The organism is Actinoplanes sp. NPDC048791 (assembly GCF_040650095.1).
Taxonomy (GTDB): Bacteria; Actinomycetota; Actinomycetes; order Mycobacteriales; family Micromonosporaceae; genus Actinoplanes.
Map to the genome: position 1 here is coordinate 1 of NZ_JBEZGQ010001434.1, position 1680 is coordinate 1680.

A 1680-nucleotide genomic window follows, 5' to 3' on the forward strand; every position below is an offset into this window, starting at 1 on the left:
GCCCGCCACGGGGTGGCCGCCCAGCTGATCACCACCGGCACCGCGCGGCCGCTGCTCCCGGAGATCGAGGCGACCCTGCTGCGCACCGCCCAGGAGGCGCTGGCCAACGTGGCCCAGCACGCGGACGCGGACCGGGTCGCGCTGACCCTGTCCTACATGGAGGATGTGGTGACGCTGGACGTCCGCGACGACGGCGCCGGCTTCGACCCGGCGCACGGCCGCGCGCAGGGATACGACGGCGGCTACGGCCTGACGGCCATGCGGGAACGGGTACGGCGGATCGCGGGCACCCTGGAGGTGGAGTCGGAACCGGGCGCGGGCACGGCGATCTCGGCCTGCGTACCGGCGCTGCACGGGGTGGCCGCCGCATGATCGGTCTGCTGATCGTCGACGACCACCCGGTGGTCCGCGACGGCCTGCGCGGCATGTTCGCCGGTGACGAGCGCTTCCGGGTGCTGGGCGAGGCGGCCGACGGCCACGAGGCGCTGGCGGTGGCCCGGGCGGTCCAGCCCGACGTGGTGCTGATGGATCTGCGGATGCCGGGCATGGACGGCGTGACAGCCATCCGGGCGCTGCGCGAACAGGGCGTGCCGGCCCGGGTGCTGGTGCTGACCACGTACGACACGGACAGCGACGTCCTGCCGGCGATCAAGGCGGGTGCGACCGGTTACCTGCTCAAGGACGTACCCCGGGAGGAGCTGTTCCGGGCGGTGTCGGCGGCGTACCGCGGTGAGTCGGTGCTGTCCCCGGCGGTGGCCGGGCGGTTGATGGGCGAGTTGCGCTCCCCGGCCCGCGAGGAGCTGAGCCAGCGCGAGCTGGAGGTGCTGGGCCTGATCGCGCAGGGCTGCTCCAACCGGGAGACCGCGAGCCGCCTGTTCATCAGCGAGGCGACGGTGAAGACGCATCTGCTGCACGCGTACGCGAAGCTCGGTGTCCGCGACCGCGCGGCGGCGGTCGCGGCGGCCTATGCCCGGGGTCTGCTCGGCGGTTAGCCGTCGAGCGAGCCGCCGGTGGTGCGGTGGGCCGTGTTCGACGGGGTGCCGAAGCGGTAGGCGCGGAGCCGCAGCTGCGCCGTCCGCTCGACGTCCAGGGCCGTCACGCCCACCGAGGTGATGTCCGGGTCCAGCACCGTGGCCACCGTCCAGTCCGCGGCTCCCTCCGGCCGGACCTCGATCAGGTAGCCCTCCTCGTCGGCGGCGTTGTCCTCCCACGTGACCAGGACCGCGTCGCGGCTGCGGACACTGACCCGCAGGCCGGTCGGCGCACCACCCGGGACAGGCCGCGCCGATGTGCGCGGCAGCGTGCGCGGCGCCGCCCAGTCGAGGTCCTCGGGGGCGGAGACGTCGAACGACGGCGCGGCCAGCCGGAGCGGGACCGGCGCGGTGGCGGGTCCGTGCACGGGCCGGACCCGGTAGAAGAACGATGTCTGCGGCATCAGGTCGGGATGGCGGTACGTGCGCCGGTCCGGGGGCAGGAAGCCGAGGATCGTCCAGGGGCCGGCCGGCTCGGTGGCGAACTCGACGGTCCGGGCGGCCGGTTCCGGGTCCGTACCCGTCCAGCGCAGGTCGATGTCGACCGGAGTGACCAGTTCGGCGGTGAGGGTGACCGGGGGCGCCGGGCCGTCCCGGCCGGCGGAGCAGCCGGCCGGGACGAGCAGGGGGGGCACCCGGAGCGCCCGCC

Annotated in this window: 3 protein-coding genes; 2 read left to right on the forward strand and 1 reads right to left on the reverse strand. The window is 74.9% G+C overall.

What is annotated here, in order from left to right:
• Both AB0C29_RS47125 and AB0C29_RS47130 read left to right on the forward strand, forming a co-directional pair.
• Nucleotides 1-372, forward strand: a 372-nt coding sequence (locus AB0C29_RS47125) for an ATP-binding protein (RefSeq protein ID WP_360834734.1), incomplete at its 5' end; no start/stop codon positions are given.
• Nucleotides 369-992, forward strand: coding sequence for a response regulator transcription factor (locus AB0C29_RS47130; RefSeq protein ID WP_360834736.1), 624 nt, complete (start codon nucleotides 369-371; stop codon nucleotides 990-992). The genes AB0C29_RS47125 and AB0C29_RS47130, both read left to right, overlap by 4 nt.
• On the opposite strand, the gene AB0C29_RS47135 is transcribed toward AB0C29_RS47130, so the two are convergent.
• On the reverse strand, nucleotides 989-1680 hold a 692-nt coding region (locus AB0C29_RS47135), incomplete at its 5' end, for a fibronectin type III domain-containing protein (RefSeq protein WP_360834738.1). The genes AB0C29_RS47130 and AB0C29_RS47135 overlap by 4 nt on opposite strands.

What these genes read in the sequence shown, in the direction of transcription:
- AB0C29_RS47130 (WP_360834736.1), top strand. Translation starts at nt 369, where the DNA reads ATGATCGGTCTGCTGATCGTCGACGACCACCCGGTGGTCCGCGACGGC.